Origin of the sequence: Streptomyces sp. P13-3-3, assembly GCF_050571355.1 — a bacterium.
GTDB classification, from domain to species: Bacteria; Actinomycetota; Actinomycetes; order Streptomycetales; family Streptomycetaceae; genus Streptomyces; species Streptomyces althioticus.
The window spans coordinates 751,493-768,614 of record NZ_CP192228.1 but is presented as its reverse complement, the minus strand read 5'-3'; the positions used below and the strand labels follow the sequence as shown (position 1 = coordinate 768,614).

The following is a 17,122-nucleotide window of genomic DNA, read 5'->3' as shown; positions in this document are numbered from 1 at the left end:
GAGGCGTCCCCACCATGCCCGGCGGACCGCCCGGCCCACCGGCCGCAGACGGCCGGGCCCTCGGCCCGGACCACCTTGGTGTCCCCGGCAGACCGCGCGGCCCGCCGGGCGGCGTGGGCCCTGTCGCCGAGTCCTGGGCGGTGCCGAGGCAGACCGCGCGGCCTGCCGGGCCGGTGTCGGCCTTGGCGCTGCCGAGGCCTGGGCGATACCGAGGCAGACCGCGCGGCCCGCCGGGCGGCGTGGGCCCTGGCGCTGCCGAGTCCTGGGCGGTGCCGAGGCGGACCGCGCGGCCTACCGTGCGGCGTGGGCCCTGGCGCTGCCGAGGCCTCGGCGGTGCCGAGGCAGACCGCGCGGCCTCCCGGGCGGTGCCGGCCTTGGCACTGCCGAAGCCTGGGCGGTTGCCGCCGGGCAGTCCGGGGACGCGGGCGGGGGCCGAGTGCCTGCCTCGGGCAGCCGGACGGCCGGAGGGCGACGGACGCGCGTCCCCGCGGGCGCCCGCCTCACCTCCGGGCCCTCAAGCTCCGAGCTCTCACGGCAGCGCGCGGGCAGCCGTGCAATCGTCGACCGTCCCCGGGAGGGGCAGCGCACAGAGGCCGGCACTCGGCGTCCGCCGCGGGCCGGGACCCGAGGGTTACGGGTCCCGGCCGGGCGGGTCGCACAGTCCGTCCAGGACGGACCGGGTCGAAGCCGCGCACACCACGCGCGGATCCCTGCCCGGCCGGGCCTGGCCGGTCACAAGGTCCGGCCCGCACGGACCGGACCCGAGCCGCGCACTCCGAGCGTGACTCGCCGTCCCGCCCCGGCCGTCGGATGGACGCCGCACGGCTGACCGTCGGCCGGCCTCTCGTGGGTCGGGTCGCCGTCATGGTCCCTGCGCGCCCGGCGGGCGAGCCGTGGGCGCTCCGGTCAGAGCGGCGAGGGCGTCCGCCAGGGGGCGGCCCTGGTGGGCCACGGCGTCAGTCGTCGAAGCCCTCCGCCGCGCGCTTCTCGCGGAGTTCCAGGATCGCGCGGCGGCGGGAGAGGCGGTGGGTGCGGCGGATCTGGGCCTCCTGGTGGCGGCGGCGGTCGCGGTCGCTCTCGGGGAGGACCGGCGGCACCCGCCGCGGCTTGCCGTCGGCGTCGACCGCGGCGAAGACGAGGTAGGCGGAGCCGACGTGCGTCGCCGGCGCGGACTCGTTCCACCGCTCGGCCAGCACCCGCACCCCGACCTCCATCGAGGTCCGGCCGGTCCAGTTGACCTGGGCCTTGACGTGAACAAGGTCACCCACGCGGACCGGCTCGAAGAACGCCATCTCGTCCATGGAGGCCGTCACGGCCGGCCCTCCCGAGTGCCGGCCGGCGACGGCGCCCGCCGCGTCGTCGACCAGTTTCATGATCACCCCACCGTGCACGGTGCCCAGAAGATTGGTGTCGTTGTGGGTCATGATGTGGCTGAGGGTGGTGCGGGACGCCGAGACGGGCTTGCCCGGGATCTCCGGACTGTCCGTCTGCGCGGCAGGGGCCTGGTCTGTCATGGCCTCCACCTTATGCCGAGGTGACAGGCGGTGGTTTTGTGTCAGCTTCGCAACAGCGGCGCTTTGATTTTCCGACGACCCTTGTATGGCGGACCCGGCGGACCTGCACACTGTCTGGCATGAATGATTGGCCCGAGGCATGGTCCGACGACAACCGCGGCCGCCGCTACGGACGCGGGAGCGCGAGCGCACAGCCCGAGAGCCCCCGTGTCATGCGGCAGGTCCGGCGGGGTCAGCCGGCCCCTCCCGGGCAGGGCGCCTACGGCGGGGTCCCGCAGCAGCCCCAGTACGTCGACGGCCACGGAAGCGGCGGCTACGACGACTACGACAGCGGCTACAACACCGGCCAGGTCTACGGCGGCGCCGGCGGACGCGGCGGCGGTGACGGCCACGGCCCGCAGCGCCCCGCGCCGGACTGGCGGCGCCGTATCAAGTGGACGGCGATCACCCTGGTGACCGTGCTGTTCGTCACCACCGTCGCCACGTACTTCTGGGCCGACTCCAAGCTCAACCGCGAGGTCGACCTGTCGAAGGTGATCGAGCGGCCCGAGAAGGGCGAGGGCACCAACTACCTCATCGTCGGCTCCGACAGCCGTGAGGGGCTGTCGGACGAGGACAAGAAGCGGCTGCGCACCGGATCCGCCGAGGGCAAGCGCACGGACTCGGTGATGATCCTGCACACCGGCGACAACGGCCCGACCCTCATATCGCTGCCCCGCGACTCGAACGTGGAGATCCCCACCTTCAAGGGCTCCGAGTCCGGGAAGGTCTACCAGGGCACCGGCCGCCAGGTGAAGCTGAACGCCGCGTACGCCGAGGACGGCCCGGAGCTGCTGGTGCGCACGGTGGAGTTCAACACCGGCCTGCACATCGACCACTACGTGGAGATCGGCTTCGGCGGCTTCGCGAACATCGTCGACGCGGTCGGCGGCGTGGAGATGGACATCCCGCAGGACATCAAGGACACCAAGTCCGGCGCCGACTTCAAGAAGGGCAAGCAGACCCTGAACGGCGAGGAGGCGCTCGCCTTCGTCCGCACCCGCTACGCCCTGCCCGGCTCCGACCTGGACCGTACGAAGAACCAGCAGAAGTTCCTCTCGGCCCTGGCCGGCCAGGTGGCCACCCCGAGCACCGTCCTCAACCCCTTCCGGCTCTACCCGACCATGGGCGCCGGGCTGGACTCCCTGATCGTCGACAAGGAGATGGGCCTGTTCGACCTGGCCGACATGTTCTGGTCGATGAAGGGCGTCAGCGGCGGCGAGGGCACCTCGATGAACATGCCGCTCGCCGGCTCCAGCGGCGGCAACCTGCTGTGGAACAAGGACAAGGTGAAGCAGCTGGTCAACCAGCTGAACAACGACGAGAAGGTGACCGTCACGGGCGACTGACAGCGCCGGTCACCACGACGAGGGCGCCCCCGCCGGGGGTGCCCTCGCGCATGTCCGGCGCGTGTGTCACATCGGGGCGCCCGCCATCGCACGGCACATCTCCGAGCAGCGGCGGCACGACTCGGCGCACCGCGTCATCAGCTCGTCCTCCGGCATCGTCATGCACGCCTCCGCGCACAGGTCGCAGGCCTGCGCGCACATCATGCACATCTCGTTGTGCAGCGGAGAGCGCCGCATCATCATGTCCGCGCACATGCGGGTCATCTCCGAACAGTCGAGGAGCGCCCGCATGATCCGCGTCTGGGCCTCGCCGCCCCTCTGCAGACACGCGCTCATGGCCTCCTCGCACACGCCGTGACAGGCCATGCACGCCTGGATGCAGTCCTGCATCTCCTTGCTCAGCGGTTCCGTGGCCGGCTGCTGCTGGGTCATGGTTCCTCCCAGGTCCGGCGAGGACCGGCGCTCGGCCCCCGCACCTCCCGTCCTACGCCCCTGTGTCCATGACCACCACAGGGCGCTGCTTGGCCGGGCCGGGAGCGGCAAACAGGAAGGGTGGCGCCGGTGACCGCGGCGCCGAGGGGGCGATTCCGCGGCACGGACAGGGAGAGGACCATGACGGCACAGACGGAGCGGCAGCGGCTGCGCAGACGGCTGGAGCGGCTCATCGGCATCGCGGCGACCGAGGGCAACGAACTCGTGCCGCTGCGCAACGGCGACGAGATCTTCCCGGCGATGCTGGCGGCGGTCCGCGCCGCGGAGCACACGGTCGACATGATGACGTTCGTCTACTGGCGGGGCGACATCGCGCACGAGTTCGCGGAGGCGCTGGCCGAGCGGGCGCGCGCGGGCGTCCGGGTGCGGCTGCTGCTGGACGGCTTCGGTGCGAAGGAGATAGAGCCGGAGCTGCTGGAGGCGATGGAGGAGGCCGGCGTCCACGTGGCGTGGTTCCGCAAGCCGACCCGGCTGTCGCCGATGCGGCAGAACCACCGCTGCCACCGCAAGGTGCTCCTCACCGACGAGCACACCGCCTTCACCGGAGGGGTGGGCATCGCGCAGGAGTGGTGCGGCGACGCCCGCAGCCCCGAGGAGTGGCGCGACACGCACGTGCGGGTCCGGGGCCCGGCCGTGGACGGCATCGCGGCTGCCTTCGCCCAGAACTGGGCCGAGTGCCACGACGAGCTGTACGACGAGTACGACCGCTTCACCTCGCAGGAGCAGCCCGGCAACGCCACCGTGCAGGTGGTGCGCGGCTCGGCCAGCTTCGGCTGGCAGGACATGCAGACCCTGCTCCGTGTGGTGATCACCTCGGCGCAGGAGCGGTTCCGGCTGTCCACGGCGTACTTCGCGCCGGACGAGTACTTCATCGACCTGCTGGCGTCCGCCGCACGCCGGGGCGTGAAGGTGGAGATCCTGCTGCCCGGGCCGCACACCGACCAGCGCGCCTGTCTGCTGGCCGGACGTCAGCACTACCAGACGCTGGTGGACGCGGGCGTGGAGGTGCGGGAGTACCAGCCGACCATGCTCCACACGAAGATCATCACGGTGGACGGCGTCTGCTCCCTGATCGGCTCGACCAACTTCAACCGGCGCTCGCTGGAGCACGACGAGGAGGTCATGCTGGCCGTCCTCGACGAGGACTTCACCGCGCGGCTCGACGAGGACTTCGACGCCGACCGCAAGCAGAGCGAGGCCGTCGACCCGGCCCGCTGGCGGCGCCGTCCGCTGCGCGCCCGTCTGGCGGAGGCGGCGGTCACCCCGATCCGGCGTTTCCTGTGAGCGGACGGCGATGAGTTCTCCCCTCCCGGGGAGTCCATCCACTGTCACCTAGCACGGGAGAGACAGTGCCTCAGCTGCTGCGCGTACAGAATTTCTGCGTCTCGGCCGACGGGGTCGGCGCGGGCGAGGACCAGACCCCCGAGCGCCCCTTCGGCCATGTGAACCCGGGCGAGCTGTTCGCCTGGGCGGGGGCGACGGCGAGCTGGCCCAACCGCACCGACCCCGGCGGGACCCGGGGCCTCGACGACTACTTCACCCGTGATTTCAGGAACAACATCGGCGCCGAGATCATGGGGCGCAACAAGTTCGGGCCTCAGCGCGGGCCCTGGCAGGACCACGAGTGGCGTGGCTGGTGGGGGGACGAGCCGCCGTTCCGCACGCCGGTGTTCGTGATGACCCACCACCCGCGTCCGTCGTTCACGCTGTCCGACACCACGTTCCACTTCGTCGACGGCACCCCGGAGCGGGTGCTGGAGCTGGCGCGGGAGGCGGCGGGCGGCAAGGACGTCCGGCTCGGCGGCGGGGTCACCACCGTGCGGCAGTTCCTCGACGCGGGTCTGGTGGACACCCTGCACGTGGCGGTGTCGCCGGTGAAGCTGCGCTCCGGGCTGCGTCTGTGGGACTCCCCGGAGGACCTGCTCGACCGGTACCACCTGGAGGCCGTGCCCAGCCCGAGCGGTGTGACGCACCACCTGTTCTGGCGCCGGTGAGCCCGGCGCCAGGTCCGGGCCGGAGGACGCGGAAGGGCGCCCGGGAGATCCCGGGCGCCCTTCCGTGGGGCCTGGCCGCGGTTACGGCAGGTTGCGCGCCATCACGATGCGCTGGACCTGGTTGGTGCCCTCGTAGATCTGCGTGATCTTGGCGTCGCGCATCATGCGCTCGACCGGGTAGTCACGCGTGTAGCCGTACCCGCCGAGGAGCTGGACGGCGTCCGTGGTGACCTCCATGGCCACGTCGGAGGCGAAGCACTTGGCGGCGGCGCCCTGGAAGGTCAGGTCGCTGTCGCCCCGCTCGGACTTCGCCGCGGCCGCATACGTGAGCTGGCGGGCGGCCTCGATCTTCATGGCCATGTCGGCGAGCATGAACTGCACGCCCTGGAAGTCCGCGATGGGCTTGCCGAACTGCTTGCGCTCCTTGACGTAGCCCTTGGCGTAGTCGAGGGCGCCCTGGGCGATGCCGAGGGCCTGCGCGGCGATGGTGATGCGGGTGTGGTCCAGGGTCTTCATCGCCGTGGCGAAGCCGGTGCCCTCCTCGCCGATCATGCGGTCGGCGGGGATGCGGACGTTGTCCAGGTAGACCTCGCGGGTGGGCGAGCCCTTGATGCCGAGCTTCTTCTCCGGGGCGCCGAAGGACACGCCCGGGTCGCCCTTCTCCACGACGAACGCGGAGATGCCCTTGGAGCGCTTCTCCGGGTCGGTGACGGCCATCACCGTGTAGAACTCGGACTCACCCGCGTTGGTGATCCAGCGCTTCACGCCGTTGAGCACCCAGAAGTCGCCGTCGCGGACGGCGCGGGTCTTCATGCCGGCGGCGTCGGAACCGGCGTCCGGCTCGGACAGGCAGTACGAGAACATGCCCTCGCCCTTGGCGAGCGGGGCCATGTACTTCTTCTTCAGCGCCTCGGAGCCGGAGAGGATGACCGGCAGCGAGCCCAGCTTGTTCACGGCGGGGATGAGGGAGGAGGACGCGCAGACGCGGGCCACCTCCTCGATCACGATGACCGTGGCGAGCGCGTCCGCGCCGGCGCCGCCGTACTCCTCGGGGACGTGCACGGCGTGCAGGTCGTTGGCGACGAGCGCGTCGAGGGCCTCACGGGGGAAGCGGGCCTCCTCGTCCACCGCGGCGGCGTGCGGCGCGATCTTCGCCTCGGCCAGCGAGCGGACGGCGTCCCGGAGCATGTCGTGCTCCTCGGACGGGCGGTACAGGTCGAAGTCAGCCGATCCGGCCAAGGTTTCTCACGCTCCAAAACGCTGCGATGCTGGTCACGCTAACTACCGTTAAGTAACTCAAATGTTAGGCCTTCCCCCATGCTCGTGGATAGGTGAGCTGGGCGACAGCCAGGGGAACGACCGGACGGGGGGCGTACGGGCGCCCCGGATATGCTCGGGCGCGCACGTGCCTGCCGCGACCTCTGGAGCACCCCCATGGCCCTCAAGATCACCGTGATCGGCACCGGTTATCTCGGCGCGACCCACGCCGCGGCCATGGCCGAGCTGGGCTTCGAGGTGATGGGCCTCGACGTGGTGCCCGAGAAGATCGACAAGCTGCGCCGCGGCGAGGTCCCGATGTACGAGCCGGGACTGGAGGAGCTGCTGCGCCGGCACGTGGCCGGGATCGAGGGCTCGACCGGCCGGCTGCGGTTCACCATGGACTGGGCCGAGCTGGGCGAGTTCGGCGACGTCCACTTCGTCTGCGTGAACACCCCGCAGCGGCACGGCGAGTACGCCTGCGACATGTCGTACGTCGACTCGGCGATCGCCTCGCTCGCCCCGCATCTGAAGGGCCCCGCGCTGGTCGTCGGCAAGTCGACGGTGCCCGTCGGGTCGGCCGACCGGCTGGCCGCCTACCTCGCCGAGCACGCGCCGGCCGGGGCGGACGCGGAGCTGGCCTGGAACCCTGAGTTCCTGCGTGAGGGCTTCGCGGTGCAGGACACCCTGCACCCGGACCGGATCGTGGTGGGCGTGCGCAGCGAGCGGTCGGAGAAGCTGCTGCGCGAGGTGTACGCCACGCCGATCGAGGAGGGCTCGCCGTTCGTGGTGACGGACTTCCCGACGGCGGAGCTGGTGAAGACGTCCGCGAACTCCTTCCTCGCCACGAAGATCTCGTTCATCAACGCGATGGCGGAGCTGTGCGAGGCCACCGGCGGCGACGTCGCCAAGCTGGCCGAGGCGATCGGTTACGACGACCGGATCGGGCGGAAGTTCCTGCGCGCCGGGATCGGCTTCGGCGGCGGGTGTCTGCCGAAGGACATCCGGGCGTTCATGGCGCGCGCCGGTGAGCTGGGCGCGGACCAGGCGCTGACGTTCCTGCGCGAGATCGACTCGATCAACATGCGCCAGCGCGGCCGGATGGTGGAGCTGACCCGGCAGGAGCTGGGCGGCGGGCCGTTCCTCGGCAAGCGGGTGGCGGTGCTGGGCGCGACGTTCAAGCCCGACTCGGACGACGTCCGCGACTCGCCCGCGCTGAACGTGGCCGGGCAGATCCACCTCCAGGGCGGCCAGGTCACGGTCTACGACCCGAAGGGCATGGACAACGCCCGCTCCCTCTTCCCGACGCTCGGGTACGCCGACTCGGCGCTGGAGGCGGTGCGCGGCGCCCATGTCGTGCTGCACCTGACGGAGTGGCGGGAGTTCCGGGAGCTGGACCCGGCGGAGCTGGGCGAGGCGGCGGCCGAGCGGGTCGTGCTGGACGGGCGGAACGCGCTCGACGCGGAGGCGTGGCGGCGGGCCGGCTGGCGCTTCCGGGCGATGGGACGCCCCGGGGCCTGAGACGCGCTTCCCGCGCGCGGGGTGACGCCGGTTCGGCCGAGGCTCAGTCGGCCGAACCGGCGTCGTGCTGCATTCTGCCGCACCGGGCGCGGGCGTGCCGGGACTACCCCTGCTTCGCCCGGTACCGGCGCATCTTCGCGCGGGCCCCGCACACCTGCATCGAGCACCAGCGGCCGCGTCCCGCGGGGCTGCGGTCGTAGTACGCCCAGTGGCAGTCCGGGGACTCGCACGCCTTGAGGCGCTGCCAGGTGCCGGCCGTGACCGCCTCGGCGACGGCGGCGGCGACCCGCGACAGCAGCGGTCCCTCGTCGACCGGCGCGAGGGCGGCGGAGCCGTCGGCGGGGTCGACCGTGACCACCAGGGGCGCGCGGGCGAGCAGCTCGCCGAGCGGGACGACCGGGCGGTGGGCGGGGTGTCCGGCGTGCGCGAGCAAAGCGGCGCGCAGCGACTCGCGCAGCTCGCGGGCGTCGTCGACGGTGTCCTCGGCGATCCCGAAGGGCGCGCGGCCCTCGGGAGTGTCCAGCGCGTCGGCGCCGGTGGCGAGGTCCACGGTGTTGACGAGGTCGTGGACCAGGGTCAGCCGCCCCGGCGGGGCCGCTCTCTCGCTCATGACGCGACGGTACCTTTCCCCAATCTCCTTGCGAGGTTACCCGTACTGCGGCAGCATGCGGTAACGGTTACCTGTAGGCCGCTTCAAGCGGTAACACGAGCACACGAGGAGGCAGTCATGTCCGTAGCGAAGGTGGGCGCCGTCGTCCTGGACTGTCCTGACCCGCACGTGCTGGCCGGCTTCTACGCCGGGGTCGTGGGCGGCACGCCGGAGGGCGAGGGCGACTGGGTGGACCTCGCGGTCCCCGGCGGGCCGACGCTGGCCTTCCAGCGGGCCGAGGGTCACGTCCCGCCGCGGTGGCCCGCGGCCGACCGCTCCCAGCAGTTCCATCTCGACCTGACCGTCGAGGACCTGGACGCGGCCGAGAAGGAGGTCCTGGCGCTGGGCGCGAAGCCGCTGGATGCGGAGGACCGCTCGCGGACCTTCCGGGTTTACGCGGACCCGGCCGGGCACCCGTTCTGCCTGTGCGCCTGCTGAGAGCCTGACGAGACGCCCGACGAGACGCCTGACGAGAGATGGAGGAGCCGATGGCCCCCGTGGCACGACTGCGCAGTGTCGTCCTGGACTGCCCCGACCCGAGTGAACTGGCGGTCTTCTACGCGGCCGTCGCCGGCGGCACGCCCGTGGCGGAGGACGAGGACTGGGTGGTCCTCCAGGTCCCCTCGGGCCCTCGCCTCGCCTTCCAGCGCGCCCCCGGCTTCACCCCGCCGGCCTGGCCGGCCGCCGACCACGACTCCCAGCAGTTCCATCTCGACTTCGACGCGGGTGGCACGTGGGAGGAGGTCGACGCGGCGGAGGAGAAGGTGCTGGCGCTCGGGGCGCGTGTCCTGGACAGCGAGGACTACGAGAAGAAGGACTTCCGCGTTTACGCCGATCCGGCGGGGCATCCCTTCTGCCTGTGCCGCATCGAACAGCCGTAGGCAGCGCCTTCGCGACACAGGGTGCGGGTCGTCCGTGGCTGGGCGCGCAGTTCCCCGCGCCCCTGAGGGACGCCGCCGCTGCGGGCAGTCGGGCCGCTAGGGCGGCACGGGTGGGCGCAGCGGCACCCCGCCACCGCCGGGTGCGGGCAATCCGTGGCTGAGCGCGCAGTTCCCCGCGCCCCTGAAGGGGCGGCACCCCGCCGACGCCGGGTGCGAGGCCTCCGTGGCCGAGCGCGCAGTTCCCCGCGCCCCTGGAGGGCGCCGCCGCTGCGGGCAGTCGTGCCGCTAGGGGCGGCACGGGTGGGCGCAGCGGCACCCCGCCGACGCCGGGTGCGAGACGTCCGTGGCCGAGCGCGCAGTTCCCCGCGCTCCTGAAGGGGCGGCACCCCGCCACCGCCGGGTGCGGGCAATCCGTGGCTGAGCGCGCAGTTCCCCGCGCCCCGGAGGGGCGCCTCAGCCGTCGAGGGTGGTGATTGTCGCCGTCGACGGCTTGCGGCGTTGTTGGGCCGTGTGGGCCGTGAAGGCCGTCGCGCGGAGGACGCGTTGGACGTTGCCCCACGTCAGGAGGGCCACGTCGGACTCCTCCCAGCCTCGGCGGAGAAGCTCCGCGATCAGGCGGGGATAGCACGACGGGTCGCGCAGCTCCTGCGGGTGCGCGCCGCCCGTGTCGTACGTGCCGGAGAGCCCCACGCACTCCGGTCCCGCGACGGTGCGGACGTGGTCGAGGTGGTCGGCGACGTCGCGGACGGTCGGGCCGGCCTGCTCGGCGGTGAGCGGCACCAGGCACAGCCCCTTCGCCTCACCCACCGCGGCGAGCAGGTCGTCGGGCAGGTTGGCCGGGTGCGGACGCAGGTCGCACGCGCCGGACCGGGTGAACAGCACCGGCGCCTTGGAGACGACGAGGGCCCGGCGGATCGTGGGGGCGGAGGCGTAGGAGAGGTCGGCGACCATGCCGAGCCGGTTCATCTCGCGTACGACCTCCTCCCCGAAGCGGGAGAGCCCGGCGGGGCCCGCCCATGAGGTGCCGGTGAGGGTGAGCACCCGGACGCCGAGGGCGTGCAGGGAGCGAAGGACGCTCAGGGAGTCCCCGAGGGCGGGCGCGCCCGCGGGGCCGAACAGCACGGCGACCCGGCCGCAGTTGCGGGCGTCGACGACCTCCCCGGCCGTGCGGGCGGGCCGCAGCCCCGCGTCGTGGGCGGCGACGACCCCCTGCGCCAGGTCCAGCTGCTCCAGGGTCGCGGTGAGCGCCCGGCCGCCGTCGTGGCCGTCGGGCAGGTGCAGCGACCAGAACACGGCGCCGACCTGCCCCTGGCGCAGCCGCGGCAGGTCCGCGTCGACGGCGCTCTCCCCGAGGTCGAGGTCGTACCAGGGCAGTCCGCGCAGCGTCCACGGCAGGCCGCTGTAGCCGTCGCAGACGGGGTGGGCGGCGAGGACGGCCCGCGCTCGGTCGAGGGGGGCGTCGTCCGGGTCGGAGACCGGCCGGTACTCCTCGGGCCCGACGACCACCGCCTCCTGCGGGTACGGCTCGTCGGCGCGGCCCACCTCGGCGGCGGTATGCAGGTCGTCCTGGAGATCGGCCATAACGGGGCTCCGTACGTCGTGACCTCGGGCGGTACGGTCACCGTCGCACGGAGCACCCACGTGCTTCCTGGTGAACGCGGCGTTCGGGGTACGGCGGGCCGCCCGCCCCCGCGCCGCGTCCGCCGGTCAGCCGTCCAGCGCCTCGATCGTGGCGTTGGACGGCGCGCGCGTGGCGCGCAGGTCACGGGCCACGTCCTCGGCGGCACCCAGCACGCGGACCGCGTTCTGCCAGGTCAGCTTGGCCAGGTCGGCGCGGGACCAGCCGCGGTCCAGCAGCTCGGCGACGAGCCGGGGGTAGCCGGAGACGTCGTTGAGGCCGTCCGGGGTGAAGGCCGTGCCGTCGTAGTCGCCGCCGATGCCGAGGTGGTCGATCCCGGCGACCTCGCGCATGTGGTCGAGGTGGTCGGCGACCGTGGCCACCGTGGCGACGGGCCGCGGGCGGCTCTCCTCGAAGGCGCGGTGCAGCTTCATCGCCTCGGGGCTGGTGTCGAGGTGGTGGAAGCCGTGCGCGCGCAGGTTCTCGTCGGCGGCGGCCGTCCAGTCGACGGCGGCCTGGAGCACGAACTTCGGCACGAACGTCACCATCGCGACGCCGCCGTTGGCGGGCAGCCGCTCCAGCACGTCGTCGGGGATGTTGCGCGGGTGGTCGCAGACCGCGCGGGCCGAGGAGTGGGAGAAGATCACCGGCGCGGTGCTGGTGTCCAGCGCGTCCCGCATGGTCGTGGCGGCGACATGGGAGAGGTCGACCAGCATGCCGAGCCGGTTCATCTCCCGCACCACCTCGCGGCCGAACGCCGACAGTCCGCCCACGCCGGGCTCGTCGGTCGCCGAATCGGCCCACGCCACGTTGAAGTTGTGGGTGAGGGTCAGGTAGCGCACCCCGAGGTCGTACAACCCCCGCAGCGTGCCGAGGGAGTTGGCGATGGAGTGGCCGCCCTCCGCCCCCATGAGGGAGGCGATACGGCCCTCGCGGCGCGCGGCCTCCATGTCGGCGGCGGTCAGCGCGGGCGCCAGGTCCCGCGGGTGCCGGTCCAGCAACTGCCGTACGCAGTCGATCTGTTCCAGCGTGGCCGGGACCGGGTCCGGGGCGTCGGCGCGGACGTACACCGACCAGAACTGCGCGCCGACGCCGCCGGCGCGCAGCCGGGGGATGTCGGTGTGCAGATGGGCGGACTGGTCGTCGGCGATGTCGCGGGCGTCGAGGTCGTAGGAGACCTGTTCGCGCAGCGCCCAGGGCAGGTCGTTGTGCCCGTCGACGATGGGGAACTCGGCGAGCAGGGCGCGGGCGTCGTCCAGGGAGGTCACGCGGTCCACCCCGCTCACTTGCCGAAGCCGAAACCGGCGCCGGCGCCCTCGGCCTTGGCCCGCAGCCGCTTGCCCTTCTCGGTCGCCTGGTCGTTCAGCTCCTGCTGGAACTCCCTCATGCGGCCGAGCAGTTCCTCGTCGTGGGCGGCGAGCATCCGGGCCGCGAGCAGGCCCGCGTTGCGCGCGCCGGCGACGGAGACGGTGGCGACCGGCACACCGGCCGGCATCTGCACGATGGACAGCAGCGAGTCCATGCCGTCGAGGTACTTCAGCGGCACGGGCACGCCGATGACGGGCAGCGGGGTCACCGAGGCGAGCATGCCGGGCAGATGGGCGGCGCCGCCCGCGCCCGCGATGATCGCCTTGAGCCCGCGGTCCGCGGCCTGCTCGCCGTACGTGATCATCTCGCGGGGCATGCGGTGCGCTGAGACGACGTCGACCTCGTAGGCGATCTCGAACTCGTCGAGGGCCTTGGCCGCGGCCTCCATGACGGGCCAGTCGGAGTCGGACCCCATGACAATGCCTACAACCGGGCTCATTCGGTGATCGTGCCTCTCAGGTAGCCGGCTGCGTGACGGGCGCGCTCCAGCACGTCGTCCAGGTCGTCGCCGTAGGTGTTCACGTGACCGACCTTGCGGCCGGGCTTCACGTCCTTGCCGTACATGTGGATCTTCAGCTGGGGGTCGCGGGCCATGCAGTGCAGGTACGCCGAGTACATGTCCGGGTAGTCGCCGCCGAGCACGTTGACCATGACCGTCCACTTCGCGCGCGGGCGCGGGTCGCCGAGCGGGAGGTCGAGGACGGCGCGGACGTGGTTGGCGAACTGCGAGGTGATCGCGCCGTCCATGGACCAGTGGCCGGAGTTGTGCGGGCGCATCGCGAGCTCGTTGACGAGGATGCGGCCGTCGCGGGTCTGGAACAGTTCCACCGCGAGGTGGCCGACCACGCCGAGCTCCTTGGCGATGGTCAGCGCCATCTCCTCGGCCTTCAGCGCCAGCTCCTCGTCGAGGTCGGGCGCGGGCGCGATCACGGTGTCGCACACGCCGTTCACCTGCCGCGACTCCACCACCGGGTAGGCGACGGCCTGGCCGTGCGGGGAGCGCACCACGTTGGCGGCCAGTTCCCGCACGAAGTCGACCTTCTCCTCGGCGAGCACGGGCACCCCGGCCTTGAACGGCTCGGCGGCCTCCGCCTCGGAGTCCACGACCCACACGCCCTTGCCGTCGTACCCGCCGCGCACCGTCTTCAGGACGACGGGAAAGCCCTCGCCCTCCGCGGCGAACGCGGCCACATCGGCCGGATCCGACACGATGCGGTGGCGCGGGCACGGGATGCCGAGCGCGTCGAGCCTCGCCCGCATCACGCCCTTGTCCTGGGCGTGCACCAGCGCCTCGGGGCCGGGGCGGACGGGGATGCCGTCCGCCTCCAGGGCCCGCAGGTGCTCGGTGGGCACGTGCTCGTGGTCGAAGGTGATCACGTCGCAGCCGCGCGCGAAGTCGCGCAGAGTGTCCAGGTCGCGGTAGTCGCCGACGACGACGTCACTCACCACCTGGGCCGCGGAATCCTGCGGGGTGTCACTGAGGAGCTTGAACCTGATGCCGAGCGGGATGCCAGCCTCGTGCGTCATACGAGCGAGCTGACCGCCGCCGACCATGCCGACTACCGGGAACGTCACGACCCCAGGGTATCCGCCCACGCCAGGGTGGCCGATTCTCGCCCGTCCACCGGGACGGGAGGGGCGCGTGGGGCCCGTGCGACACGGCGTCCGCAGGAAGATCGCGCCTGCCGGTGGTTAGCATGGCGGAGTTGACGCACTCGACCGACGGGAGCCTGTGGGCGATGGAACAAGGTTCCTCGGGGCTTCGACGGCTCTTCCGCGAAGTGGCCAAGTTCGGCGCGGTGGGGGGAGCCGGGGTTCTGGTCAACCTCGGTGTGTTCAACCTGGTCCGTCAGGCGACCGACCTCCAGGTGGTGCGCGCGAGCGTCATCGCCACCGTGGTCGCGATCGTCTTCAACTACGTCGGCTTCCGGTACTTCACCTACCGGGACCGCGACAAGTCCCGGCGCACCCGCGAGATGTCGCTGTTCCTGCTGTTCAGCGTCATCGGCCTGGTGATCGAGAACGGCGTGCTCTACACGGCGACGTACGGCTTCGGCTGGGACAGCTCCCTGCAGAGCAACATCTTCAAGTTCCTCGGCATCGGCATCGCGACGCTGTTCCGCTTCTGGTCCTACCGCTCGTGGGTGTTCCGCGCCCTGCCGGTGCGGGAGGAACCCGTGGCGGGCGGCGGCGCCACGATCGCCGACGAGCGGCTCCGGCAGCGCGTGCCGTAGCGGCCGTACCGCGCCGGGTGACCGCCGGGCGTCTCAGCGCACCGTCCTGCGGGTCTCCTCGTCTGGGTCCTTCCGCGGGGGCGTGCTGGAGAGGAACAGCCCGAACACGGGCGGTTTGGCCTGGAGCATCTCCAGCCGGCCGCCGTCCGCCTCCGCGAGGTCCCGGGCGACCGCCAGGCCGATCCCGGTGGAGTTGCGGCCGCTGATCGCCCGCTCGAAGATCCGCGAACCCAGCTCGGCGGGCACGCCGGGACCCTCGTCGGTGACCTCCACGACGACCTGGTTGCCGGTGACCCGGGTGCGCAGGGCGACCGTGCCGCCGCCGTGCATCAGCGAGTTCTCGATCAGCGCGGCCAGCACCTGGGCGACCGCGCCCGGGGTGCCCACGGCCTTCAGGTTCCGCTTGCCGGACGTCACGATGGCCCGGCCGGCGCTGCGGTAGGCGGGGCGCCACTCGGCGAGCTGCTGCTTGATCACGTCGTCGAGCTCGAAGGTGACGGCGGAGCCGGTGCGCGGGTCGCGGGAGTTGGTCAGCAGCCGCTCCACCACGTCCGTCAGCCGCTCCACCTGCGCGAGCGCGATCGTCGCCTCCTCCTTCACCGTGTCCGGGTCGTCGGTGACGGTGATCTCCTCCAGCCGCATGGACAGCGCGGTGAGCGGGGTGCGCAGCTGGTGGGAGGCGTCGGCGGCGAGCCTCCGCTCGGCGGTCAGCATGCGCGCGATGCGCTCGGCGGAGGCGTCCAGCACGTCGGCGACCCGGTCCAGCTCGGGGACGCCGTAGCGGCGGTGGCGGGGGCGCGGGTCGCCGGAGCCGAGGCGCTCGGCGGTCTCGGCCAGGTCGGTCAGCGGGGAGGCGAGCCGGTTGGCCTGCCGGATCGCCAGCAGCACCGCCGCGATCACGGCGAGCAGCGCCACGAGACCGATGATCAGCAGGGTGCGGGCGACCTCCTCGGTCACCGAGGAGCGCGGCTCCTGGACGGTGACCGTCTCGCCCTCTTCGCCGGGCGCCGTGGCGCTGATGACGTCGCCGTCCGGCCTGGAGCCGACCTCGATGGGCGGCTTGCCGGGGATCCGGACGACGGCGTACCGGTCGTCGGGCATCTGGTCGCCGATGATCTCGGCGGTGACCTTGTCCTCGACGAGGAGGCGGCTGTCGACGATGCTGGCGAGCCGCACCGCCTCGGACTCCACGCGCTCCCTGGCGGTCTCGGTGATGGTGCGGGTCTCGACGATCACCAGGGAGACCCCGAAGACGGCGATCACGACGAGGACCACGGCGAGCGTGGACTGGATCAGACGGCGGCGCATGTTCTCTTACCCGGCGGCGGAACCCCGGCGGGGGTTCAGCTCTTCTCGAAACGGAAGCCCACGCCGCGCACGGTGGCGATGTAGCGGGGGTTGGCCGCGTCGTCGCCGAGCTTCTTGCGCAGCCAGGAGATGTGCATGTCGAGGGTCTTGGTGGAGGACCACCAGGTGGTGTCCCAGACCTCGCGCATCAGCTGGTCGCGGGTGACCACCCGGCCCGCGTCGCGCACCAGCACCCGCAGCAGGTCGAACTCCTTGGCGGTGAGCTGGAGCTCCTCGTCGCCCATCCACGCGCGGTGCGACTCGACGTCGATGCGCACGCCGTGGGTGGCGGGCGGCTGCTGCGGCTCGGCGGCGCCGCGCCGGAGCAGGGCGCGGACCCTGGCCAGCAGCTCGGCGAGGCGGAACGGCTTGGTGACGTAGTCGTCGGCGCCCGCGTCCAGGCCGACGACCGTGTCCACCTCGTCGGCGCGCGCGGTCAGGATCAGCAGAGGGACCGTGTGCCCCTCGGCGCGGAGCCGGCGGGCGACCTCCAGGCCGTCCATCCCCGGCAGCCCGAGGTCCAGCACGACCAGGTCGACGCCGCCCTGCATTCCGGCGTCCAGGGCGCCGGGTCCGTCCTCACGCACCTCGACTTCGTAGCCCTCCCGGCGCAGGGCGCGGGCCAGCGGCTCCGAGATGGACGCGTCGTCCTCGGCGAGCAGTACACGGGTCATGCGGATGATGGTAGACCCGTGGCCCGAGCCGCAGGGGTGTGATCGGCGGGCTCGGCTCTTACCGGCGTCTCACCCGATTCTCACCGTCCCGACCCCCGGGACGGACCTGCGGGTGCGAGGTGCGATGCTGGACGGACCTTCGAATAGGCGATCACGGTTCCTTTGAAACCTGTGATTCGCGTCTC

17 protein-coding genes are annotated in these 17,122 nt (G+C 72.4%); 7 read left to right on the top strand and 10 right to left on the bottom strand.

What is annotated here, in order from left to right:
- Positions 1-956: 956 nt before the first annotated feature.
- Positions 957-1,514, bottom strand: a complete 558-nt coding sequence (locus ACQZOG_RS03620) for an acyl-CoA thioesterase (RefSeq protein ID WP_033276212.1) — start codon at positions 1,512-1,514, stop codon at positions 957-959.
- Between the two features lie 119 nt (positions 1,515-1,633).
- Here ACQZOG_RS03620 and ACQZOG_RS03615 point away from each other — a divergent pair, with 119 nt between their 5' ends.
- Positions 1,634-2,902 (top strand): LCP family protein, encoded by a 1,269-nt coding sequence (locus ACQZOG_RS03615; protein WP_193456743.1) that lies wholly within the window; start codon positions 1,634-1,636, stop codon positions 2,900-2,902.
- A gap of 66 nt (positions 2,903-2,968) precedes the next feature.
- Here ACQZOG_RS03615 and ACQZOG_RS03610 read toward each other — a convergent pair whose 3' ends face one another.
- Positions 2,969-3,334: a four-helix bundle copper-binding protein gene (locus tag ACQZOG_RS03610; protein WP_058916682.1), complete on the bottom strand. Its 366-nt coding sequence runs from the start codon at positions 3,332-3,334 to the stop codon at positions 2,969-2,971.
- A 180-nt stretch (positions 3,335-3,514) separates the two neighbouring features.
- On the opposite strand from ACQZOG_RS03610, the gene ACQZOG_RS03605 reads away from it, so the two are divergent.
- Both ACQZOG_RS03605 and ACQZOG_RS03600 read left to right on the top strand, forming a co-directional pair.
- Positions 3,515-4,678 carry a phospholipase D-like domain-containing protein gene (locus tag ACQZOG_RS03605; RefSeq protein WP_033276209.1) on the top strand — a complete coding sequence of 388 codons (1,164 nt, stop codon included), beginning with the start codon at positions 3,515-3,517 and terminating at the stop codon, positions 4,676-4,678.
- Positions 4,679-4,743: 65 nt separating this feature from the next.
- Positions 4,744-5,388 (top strand): dihydrofolate reductase family protein, encoded by a 645-nt coding sequence (locus tag ACQZOG_RS03600; protein ID WP_403262630.1) that lies wholly within the window; start codon positions 4,744-4,746, stop codon positions 5,386-5,388.
- Between the two features lie 81 nt (positions 5,389-5,469).
- Here ACQZOG_RS03600 and ACQZOG_RS03595 read toward each other — a convergent pair whose 3' ends face one another.
- A complete protein-coding gene (locus tag ACQZOG_RS03595; protein ID WP_058916681.1) occupies positions 5,470-6,627 on the bottom strand; it encodes an acyl-CoA dehydrogenase in 1,158 nt (385 codons plus the stop codon).
- Positions 6,628-6,822: 195 nt separating this feature from the next.
- On the opposite strand from ACQZOG_RS03595, the gene ACQZOG_RS03590 reads away from it, so the two are divergent.
- Positions 6,823-8,166: a UDP-glucose dehydrogenase family protein gene (locus tag ACQZOG_RS03590; protein ID WP_037639946.1), complete on the top strand. Its 1,344-nt coding sequence runs from the start codon at positions 6,823-6,825 to the stop codon at positions 8,164-8,166.
- Between the two features lie 103 nt (positions 8,167-8,269).
- Here the strand turns inward: ACQZOG_RS03590 and ACQZOG_RS03585 are convergent, their stop codons facing one another.
- Positions 8,270-8,776 (bottom strand): CGNR zinc finger domain-containing protein, encoded by a 507-nt coding sequence (locus tag ACQZOG_RS03585; RefSeq protein ID WP_193468457.1) that lies wholly within the window; start codon positions 8,774-8,776, stop codon positions 8,270-8,272.
- 117 nt (positions 8,777-8,893) lie between these two features.
- Here ACQZOG_RS03585 and ACQZOG_RS03580 point away from each other — a divergent pair, with 117 nt between their 5' ends.
- Positions 8,894-9,253 carry a VOC family protein gene (locus tag ACQZOG_RS03580; protein ID WP_430741270.1) on the top strand — a complete coding sequence of 120 codons (360 nt, stop codon included), beginning with the start codon at positions 8,894-8,896 and terminating at the stop codon, positions 9,251-9,253.
- A gap of 50 nt (positions 9,254-9,303) precedes the next feature.
- The gene (locus tag ACQZOG_RS03575; RefSeq protein WP_033276250.1) at positions 9,304-9,696 is read left to right on the top strand and encodes a VOC family protein; all 393 of its coding nucleotides are present in this window, start codon (positions 9,304-9,306) and stop codon (positions 9,694-9,696) included.
- Between the two features lie 453 nt (positions 9,697-10,149).
- Here ACQZOG_RS03575 and ACQZOG_RS03570 read toward each other — a convergent pair whose 3' ends face one another.
- The 4 genes from ACQZOG_RS03570 to ACQZOG_RS03555 all read right to left on the bottom strand — a co-directional run bounded on the left by ACQZOG_RS03570 (position 10,150) and on the right by ACQZOG_RS03555 (position 14,257).
- Entirely contained in the window at positions 10,150-11,277 is a 1,128-nt protein-coding gene (locus tag ACQZOG_RS03570; RefSeq protein WP_033276203.1) for a dipeptidase, read from the bottom strand.
- A 126-nt stretch (positions 11,278-11,403) separates the two neighbouring features.
- Positions 11,404-12,582 (bottom strand): dipeptidase, encoded by a 1,179-nt coding sequence (locus ACQZOG_RS03565; RefSeq protein ID WP_058917939.1) that lies wholly within the window; start codon positions 12,580-12,582, stop codon positions 11,404-11,406.
- A gap of 14 nt (positions 12,583-12,596) precedes the next feature.
- Positions 12,597-13,121 (bottom strand): 5-(carboxyamino)imidazole ribonucleotide mutase, encoded by a 525-nt coding sequence (purE, locus tag ACQZOG_RS03560; protein ID WP_033276202.1) that lies wholly within the window; start codon positions 13,119-13,121, stop codon positions 12,597-12,599.
- Positions 13,118-14,257, bottom strand: coding sequence for a 5-(carboxyamino)imidazole ribonucleotide synthase (locus ACQZOG_RS03555; RefSeq protein WP_078492849.1), 1,140 nt, complete (start codon positions 14,255-14,257; stop codon positions 13,118-13,120). Before ACQZOG_RS03555 ends, purE begins: the two co-directional genes overlap by 4 nt.
- 164 nt (positions 14,258-14,421) lie before the next feature.
- Here ACQZOG_RS03555 and ACQZOG_RS03550 point away from each other — a divergent pair, with 164 nt between their 5' ends.
- Positions 14,422-14,916: a GtrA family protein gene (locus ACQZOG_RS03550; protein WP_033276248.1), complete on the top strand. Its 495-nt coding sequence runs from the start codon at positions 14,422-14,424 to the stop codon at positions 14,914-14,916.
- Between the two features lie 33 nt (positions 14,917-14,949).
- Here the strand turns inward: ACQZOG_RS03550 and ACQZOG_RS03545 are convergent, their stop codons facing one another.
- Entirely contained in the window at positions 14,950-16,224 is a 1,275-nt protein-coding gene (locus tag ACQZOG_RS03545) for an ATP-binding protein (protein WP_033276200.1), read from the bottom strand.
- 35 nt (positions 16,225-16,259) lie between these two features.
- A complete protein-coding gene (locus ACQZOG_RS03540; protein ID WP_019522689.1) occupies positions 16,260-16,937 on the bottom strand; it encodes a response regulator transcription factor in 678 nt (225 codons plus the stop codon).
- Positions 16,938-17,122 lie beyond the last annotated feature (185 nt).

What these genes read in the sequence shown, in the direction of transcription:
- ACQZOG_RS03540 (WP_019522689.1), bottom strand. Translation starts at nt 16,937, where the DNA reads ATGACCCGTGTACTGCTCGCCGAGGACGACGCGTCCATCTCGGAGCCG.
- ACQZOG_RS03590 (WP_037639946.1), top strand. Translation starts at nt 6,823, where the DNA reads ATGGCCCTCAAGATCACCGTGATCGGCACCGGTTATCTCGGCGCGACC.
- ACQZOG_RS03550 (WP_033276248.1), top strand. Translation starts at nt 14,422, where the DNA reads ATGGAACAAGGTTCCTCGGGGCTTCGACGGCTCTTCCGCGAAGTGGCC.
- ACQZOG_RS03580 (WP_430741270.1), top strand. Translation starts at nt 8,894, where the DNA reads ATGTCCGTAGCGAAGGTGGGCGCCGTCGTCCTGGACTGTCCTGACCCG.
- ACQZOG_RS03585 (WP_193468457.1), bottom strand. Translation starts at nt 8,776, where the DNA reads ATGAGCGAGAGAGCGGCCCCGCCGGGGCGGCTGACCCTGGTCCACGAC.
- ACQZOG_RS03545 (WP_033276200.1), bottom strand. Translation starts at nt 16,224, where the DNA reads ATGCGCCGCCGTCTGATCCAGTCCACGCTCGCCGTGGTCCTCGTCGTG.
- ACQZOG_RS03620 (WP_033276212.1), bottom strand. Translation starts at nt 1,514, where the DNA reads ATGACAGACCAGGCCCCTGCCGCGCAGACGGACAGTCCGGAGATCCCG.
- ACQZOG_RS03575 (WP_033276250.1), top strand. Translation starts at nt 9,304, where the DNA reads ATGGCCCCCGTGGCACGACTGCGCAGTGTCGTCCTGGACTGCCCCGAC.
- ACQZOG_RS03605 (WP_033276209.1), top strand. Translation starts at nt 3,515, where the DNA reads ATGACGGCACAGACGGAGCGGCAGCGGCTGCGCAGACGGCTGGAGCGG.
- ACQZOG_RS03570 (WP_033276203.1), bottom strand. Translation starts at nt 11,277, where the DNA reads ATGGCCGATCTCCAGGACGACCTGCATACCGCCGCCGAGGTGGGCCGC.
- ACQZOG_RS03615 (WP_193456743.1), top strand. Translation starts at nt 1,634, where the DNA reads ATGAATGATTGGCCCGAGGCATGGTCCGACGACAACCGCGGCCGCCGC.
- ACQZOG_RS03610 (WP_058916682.1), bottom strand. Translation starts at nt 3,334, where the DNA reads ATGACCCAGCAGCAGCCGGCCACGGAACCGCTGAGCAAGGAGATGCAG.
- purE (WP_033276202.1), bottom strand. Translation starts at nt 13,121, where the DNA reads ATGAGCCCGGTTGTAGGCATTGTCATGGGGTCCGACTCCGACTGGCCC.